4 protein-coding genes are annotated in these 5,381 nt (G+C 45.1%); 2 read left to right on the top strand and 2 right to left on the bottom strand.

Annotation, left to right across the window (positions count from 1 at the left end):
• The first annotated feature begins 131 nt into the window (after window positions 1-131).
• A complete protein-coding gene (locus ACLFWI_RS26055; RefSeq protein ID WP_446415335.1) occupies window positions 132-710 on the top strand; it encodes a Uma2 family endonuclease in 579 nt (192 codons plus the stop codon).
• A 93-nt stretch (window positions 711-803) separates the two neighbouring features.
• Here ACLFWI_RS26055 and ACLFWI_RS26060 read toward each other — a convergent pair whose 3' ends face one another.
• Entirely contained in the window at window positions 804-1,925 is a 1,122-nt protein-coding gene (locus ACLFWI_RS26060; RefSeq protein ID WP_446415336.1) for an Rpn family recombination-promoting nuclease/putative transposase, read from the bottom strand.
• Between the two features lie 430 nt (window positions 1,926-2,355).
• Window positions 2,356-3,207: a helix-turn-helix transcriptional regulator gene (locus ACLFWI_RS26065; protein WP_446408828.1), complete on the bottom strand. Its 852-nt coding sequence runs from the start codon at window positions 3,205-3,207 to the stop codon at window positions 2,356-2,358.
• Window positions 3,208-3,291: 84 nt separating this feature from the next.
• On the opposite strand from ACLFWI_RS26065, the gene cas3 reads away from it, so the two are divergent.
• On the top strand, window positions 3,292-5,381 hold a 2,090-nt coding region (gene cas3 / locus ACLFWI_RS26070), incomplete at its 3' end, for a type I-D CRISPR-associated helicase Cas3' (protein ID WP_446415337.1).

The following is a 5,381-nucleotide window of genomic DNA, read 5'->3' on the forward strand; positions in this document are numbered from 1 at the left end:
TATAATCCCTATCAGGGATTGAAACAAAAAAACTGAACGTAAGTAAGGGCTTGGTAACCAAGCCCCTACAATTGCCGACAATTGACGAAATCCTCGATAATTTCTATCAGCGATAACCAAAACCGAATACCATGTCCCCACTACTTGACAAAACAACCGATCAACGCATTGTTCATCAGGGAACCTGGGAACAGTTTAAGTGTATTCAAACGGGTTTTGATGGTTCTTCTGGAGTGCGCCTCTGTTATTATAAAGGGATGATCGAGATTCTCATGCCGGGACAGGATCATGAAACATTTGCTCGTATTATTAATTATTTAATTACAACGTTTCTGGTTGAACAGGGAATCTTCTTTAAGCCTACAGGGGCAATGACTCAGGAAAAACCCGGCATGGTTTCCGCCCAAGCTGACGAGTCTTTTTGTATCGGAAGTGTCAAGCCGATTCCCGATTTGTCGATTGAAGTCGTTTTCAGCAGTGGAGATACCAGTAAATTAGAACGCTATCAAGCGTTGGGCGTTTCAGAGGTTTGGTTTTGGCAAGATGGATTACTGAAGCTTTATCATCTTGGAGATGGTGGCTATCAACCCATTGAACGCAGCCAGCTACCTGGATTGAGTGAACTTGATATTGACTGGCTAAGACGGTGTATTTTGATGGCGGAGACTGATGCAGGAGAAGCGATTCGGGCATTTCGACGCGGGATTTAGCGAGTCAGGTGGGCAATGCCCACCCTACTGGTCTATAATCCCGATCAGGGATTGAAACTCGGACATCAAGAAACATGGAGATAGCGCGATCGCTCAGTTAGAAGACTCTCCTGATTCAATCGCCTGTTGTAGCATAGCTTTATTGAGTGCAGGGGATGGAGTATCAAGGGATGCGAGGTTCCTGGCTAACAATTGCTCGACTGTAGCCGCCAATAAGCCAGACAGAACATGACGCCAAGCCTGAAGCTGTGCTGAATGTCCGTCTTGCTTGCACCATTGTGCGATCGCGTAGGCTAGATTTTCTATTTTATCGGGTAACGGTTTGATTAACTCAGCCAAGTCAGCCAAGTCTTGAGGCGAGAAAAGCTCTCGTTGATGATTTAAGAGTTCTATAAAAGCCGCAACATTCTGTTGAGAGAATGACTGTGCTGCGGGTTGGACAACTTCCAGAGGCAAATCTAACCCTTCAGCAATCATCTCCAAATTTAAACCCAACTGCATCATCCGAGGGATGGCTTCTAACTTGGCTTTGAGTTGACCTTCTTGTCTGCCTTCATCTAAGCCTTCTTGTTTGGCTTCCTGATAAACTTTGGTTTGTTTGAGTTCACTTAACCCTAACATGGTTTCTATCTCCTCCCGGCTTTTTTGCGGTAATTTGTAAACAATGATTGTCTCAATTAAATTAATTAGGTTCCGTTGTGTCGTCTGATCCGTTATCTGGGCTTGGGCTTGTTCGATTAGGGTCTTTGCTCGTTCAGGGGCTGTCTGTTGATTCTCAATCACTAGCTTAACAATATTAACCCCCAGGGAATCCGATGCATCGTCTCCTAACTCATCCAAGTAAATCCGTTGCACTCGGGTAAACAGTTCCCGAAATTGTAACGGTTGTTCTCGTTCGATCCGGCGAGTTGGATAAATGACAACAACCCGCCAAGGACAAGAGGGTTTATCTTGTCTCAAGTACAGAAAGAGTTCAGCAAATATACGATAGTATAAATCCTGATCCGGTTGAAACTGAACTTCGACGACATAGAAGGGGTTTTGGGAGTTTTCCGTCTTGGGGAAAAATAAACCATCCAGTCGAAATGCTAGTTGTTTGATTTCACGGGAGGTGAATTGATAGGTTGCTGCTTGTTCTGTTGACTGGTTAATCAGTTCAAAGAAGATACTGGGAAATTCTTTAAACAGGCTATAAAACAGGGTATCAGTTTTCACGTTCTCCTTTGGCTTTCCCTCACACCGTAGATAATCGCTACTATGCCATCCCCTCTAGTGCAAAATTCCTGTCATGATTGTCTTGACTAATTTGGGTAAATATGCATAAACCAAGAAAGAACAGCCGACGAAAGTCGGGGCGGGTTTTGCAGATATAGCAATAGACACATCGATTAGGACGTTCGGCACCATTGTTCCAGACGCGCCATGGCGCGTCTGGAACATAAATGATGTGTCCTAACAGCCATGGCGGTTACTATAACTTATGGCAAAAACTTTGTCGGGGCGGGTTTAGTTATATCTGGGTGCAACCCTGAATGATAGTAGTCAAACCCGCCCCTACATTAAACCCGCCCTTCTCCGGTGGCTAAAAATTAGAATGGGCAAGGGTTATGGCTTAAGTTGACATCGATGTTTGGTAACAAAACCCCTACAAATCATACAAATGGCAAAGACGCTTAACTTTCTGCTGCATCCGTTGACGCATACTCTCTGGCGAAATAATCACACAATCCTGCCAATATCGCGATATTTCCCGCAGAAACCAGAAGGGATTCACCACGCGCCGCACCACCTGACGCACCTCTCCTATCACTTTATCCTCTATATCGTCAGGTTTAGGCTGATAAGCTTTCACCAACCAGCCATAAAACTGTATGTACACTTCAATAGAATCCAATTCACCGCGCCAGCCGCCACTGGTGGGTAGGATTGCCTGAATTCGGTCTAATCGGAAGCAGCGATTGTGCCAAAGTTCTGGTAAATCAGCCATCTCCTCCTCTACATCTGCGGTTTCTTCACACCAGACTTGCAGGTAAAAGCGTTTTTCGTAGAAGCAAATCTCCCCATAGCGGACAGTATAATCTAACTCTTGCCCTTGGGAGTTGCGATAAAGCAACCGAAAGGGTTGTTCTTGATTAATATAATTTTCCACCTCGATACGCCAGGGTTCAAGGGGTTTGCCAATCTGTTGGAGTAAGGATTGGCGTAGGGGAGGTTCTAGATTGCCTCGGTCGAGTAAAAGTGTAAGTATAGTTTTAGCCGCTTCGACGTGACCCGCATCGATTAAGGCGGCGGTGGCTTGTTGTAAGGCGTTGACCTGTTCAGGGTTGAGGGTGAAGGGTTTTCCGACTTCTAGTTCTTGCTGCGCGATCGCACTGATCAGTCCCGATGGGCTGGGATTCTTGCCCCAGAAGATGTTCAGGCGACGGGCAATCTCTTCTAGCTGGGCTTTGGTGCCAGGGGGAATCGATAGGGTCAGTGTTTCTTTCTTTCTGGGCATTTTAACTTTGTACTTGCACTTCTAGGAAAACCATGGCATAGTGGAATTAATCTAAGTATATTTCAATTCAGCGGCAATGCAGCCATGACTAACTATGCGATCGCGCTTCAGCCTCTATACTCGCGTTTGTGTGAACAACCGCCGGAAGGAATGATCTTACCTCCAGATTTGTCCTCACTGTCTTGGCATCAAGGAGAAACCGTTGCAGCCTTGAGAGAGTCTAGCATTGATGTGGTTTTCAATACTGCCGTGACGGGGGATGGTAAAAGTTTAGCCGCTTATCTCCCCGCGATGACCAGTCGCACGTACACTTTAGCCGCCTACCCGACAAATGAATTGGCACGGGATCAGGAAAAACAAGTACGAGGCTATAAAAGTAAGTTTCAGCCGGAGTATGATCCGCAAATTTATCGTTTGAATGCGGCGATTTTGGCGGAGTTTATTGAAACCAACAAGCTGCCTTCTAAGCAAGCTGGATTGCTGAATCGTTCCAATAATTCAGAAATTCTGCTGACGAATCCTGATATTTTTCACTATATCCATGACTTCCGCTATCTGCGGCGCAATAAAGCTGGGAAGGGAGATAACCCGAATCGGCTATTTGCCAATATTGATAAGAATTATAAACTATTTGTTTTCGATGAGTTTCATATTTTCTCCTCGCCTCAGATTACCAATATCCTCAATGCTATCCTGCTGATTAAGCATACTGTACCGGGAAAGCAATTTTTGTTTTTATCGGCGACGCCTAATGAATTGTTGCAGGACTATTTATCGAAAGCGGGATTGAAGTATCGGGTGATTAATCCAGAGGCACAGGGGGCTTATCGATTCTCAGTTGAGGACAATGATAAAAACTGGCGACCGATTAATCAACCGATCGCGTTACGTTTTCCTCAAGATTTAGAACCTAATTTTCGGTCAAGTTATGATTGGATTGTCGAGAATGCTGAATCAATAATTTTAAGGTTTTTTCAGGAGTATCCCGGCAGTAAGGGGGCGATTATACTCAACTCCATCGCCGCCGTGAAAACCTTACTACCGAGACTGAAGCAGCTATTTGAACCCTTGGGGTTTCAGGTACGAGAAAATACGGGATTGACGGGGGAGACAGAGAAATCCAAATCAGTTGTTGAGGCAGATTTATTGATTGGTACGTCTACAATTGATGTCGGGGTAGACTTTCGGATTAATTTCCTAGTCTTTGAAGCGGCGGATGCGGGGAACTTTATTCAGCGTTTGGGACGGTTGGGGCGGCATAAAGGGTTTGAGACATATCAGGCTTATGCGTTGTTACCTAAGTTTATTGTCGAACGCCTGTTTGCAGTGGAATCGCCGCCCTTACAGGATGGGGAAACTTATGATCGGCTGACGTTTTTTAATACAGTTCGCGCTAATTTTGCCTTTGTGAATGAGTTTAAGCATTATCCGTCACGCTGGGGTGGGATACAATCGGCTTGTGTTTATTCAGAATTACTCAGACTGACTCAACTGTATCCAGAAGCGGCACCGGGATTTGGCAATGATATCCAAAAGGCGTTAGGAGTTAGTGTGAGGAAAAAATTTAGACAAATCAAGCACTGTCAGCGAGAAGGGAAACAAAAGGTTATTGATGAGGCGCGGAGTTTTCGCGGCAGTAGTCAGCTTAATTGTGCCATATATGATGCCACGAATCCGGATGAACCGGAATCGGAACGGTTTAAAATTTATAATCTGCCTAGTTTATTGAGTAATTTTACCTTTGAGTGGTGGGACAAGGAACGGTTTCTGAGATGTGCCAAAAAAGCAGATGTCCCTAGCCAGCGATTTGAGAAAGCCTTGGCTTATTTTAAGTTAACTGGGTATCGGGATGTGCGGGAAAACTGGCATTTTTACTATGGGGGAGAACTGGGTGAAATCGTCAAGTCGGGTAAGGTGCAAGTTCTCAAGGGTTTAGAAATTTGGCAACCTCATGGTAGGGGTATGAATCAAATCAGTCAGAGGGTGAGTCGTCGAGGGTTTGTCTGTTTTATTTGCGATCGCGATCGCGCCACGGTTCGGGCGAGGTTGGGTTTGCCGATTCATTTTCAAGTTTATGGGTTGAGTGATCAGGTGAATGATACTCATCCAGGGTATAGTATTGCATTTGGTCAATCGGCGCTATTGCTGGAGACGCTGACTTGGTATTGGCAACC

It is taken from the genome of Coleofasciculus sp. (assembly GCF_046539235.1).
In the GTDB taxonomy this organism is placed as follows: Bacteria; Cyanobacteriota; Cyanobacteriia; order Cyanobacteriales; family Coleofasciculaceae; genus Coleofasciculus.